A 1,324-nucleotide genomic window follows, 5' to 3' on the forward strand; every position below is an offset into this window, starting at 1 on the left:
CCCCACTGCGGTGGCTGGTGGGGCTGGCCCCGGGGGGGGTGAGCCACACCGCACCCGGCCCGCCGCGCGCGGATCCGCGTAATCGGTGGGTGGCCTCGCCCTCCACACCCGCCCCCCGGCGCGGGCGGCTGGTGCGGGTTCCGCCGCCGCCCCGGTTGAACAGTCCGCCGAACAGATCGCCGAGACCGCCGTCGGCGGCACCGGCCTGGCCGAAGATATCGCCCAGGTCGAAGCCCTGGGTGAAACCGCCACCGCCCGGCGGGAAACCGCCGCCCCGGCCGTACCCGCCGCCCGCGAACAGGCGGCGGGTCTCGTCGTATTCGGCGCGTTTGGCCGGATCCGACAGCACGGTATGGGCCTCGCTGACGGCCTTGAACCGCTCCTCGGCCTTGGCATCACCCGGATTGGCGTCCGGGTGCAGGTCGCGGGCGAGTTTGCGGTACGCCTTCTTGATCTCTTCGGTGGAGGCGTCGGAGGAGACGCCCAGCTCCTTGTAGAAGTCCTTCTCGATCCACTCCCGCTGGCTCACCGGGCGTCTCCTCCTCTCCGCACTGATCCGCGACCCCGGGCCGGGGAATCGCTAATTCTTCGAACCCGCATCCGCATCCGATGCCTCCGCTGCCGCGGGCTCCGCCGCGGCGGCGGCATCGGGACCGGCGTCGGTCTCGGTGCCGGCCGCGCTGTCGCCCACACCGTCGGTCACCCCGACCAGCGCGTGCCGTAGCACCCGCTCGCCGAAGCGGTATCCCTTGCGCATCACCACGCCGATCACCGGATCGTGCCCGGCGCCTTCGTGCTGTACGGCCTCGTGCAGGTTCGGGTCGAAAGGTTCGCCTTCGGACCCGAACTCCTCGAGCCCCTGCTTACGCAATGCCTCGATCAGCTTGTCGGCCACCGAGCGCAGCGGCCCGGCTTCCAGGTCGCCGTGCGCCTTGGCACGGTCGAGGTCGTCGAGCACACCCAGGAGCTCGGTGACCACGGCCGCCTTGGCGTTGTCGATCGCGGTTTTGCGATCGCGTTCCACCCGGCGGCGGTAGTTGGTGTACTCCGCCGTGAGCCGTTGCAGATCGGCCGTGCGCTCGGCGAGTTCGGCCGCGGGATCGGGTTGCGCGGTGGCTTCGGCAGCCGCCTCGGCACCGTCACCGTCCAGTCCGGCCTGCGGCGCCTGCGGAGCGACTCGCTCCTCGGCGTCCGCGGCCCCCGCCGGGGGGGGGGGGGGGGGGGGGGCGGGGGCGCGCCGGGGGACGGGGCGGGGGGCGGGGGGGCTGGGGGGGGTGGGGGGGGGGAGGGGAGGGAGTGGAGTGTGTTGTGAGGGGGGGGGGGG

General features: G+C 73.5%; 2 protein-coding genes. Both read right to left on the reverse strand.

Features of this window, described 5'->3' with window-relative positions; all coding sequences use genetic code 11:
* A partial coding sequence (locus tag QH276_RS22500; RefSeq protein ID WP_280406891.1) for a DnaJ domain-containing protein occupies positions 1–529 on the reverse strand: 529 nt, incomplete at its 3' end.
* A 51-nt stretch (positions 530–580) separates the two neighbouring features.
* The coding region (grpE, locus tag QH276_RS22505) for a nucleotide exchange factor GrpE (RefSeq protein WP_280406892.1) at positions 581–1,324 on the reverse strand (744 nt) is incomplete at its 5' end.

Origin of the sequence: Nocardia carnea (assembly GCF_029869215.1) — a bacterium.
Taxonomy (GTDB): Bacteria; Actinomycetota; Actinomycetes; order Mycobacteriales; family Mycobacteriaceae; genus Nocardia; species Nocardia carnea_B.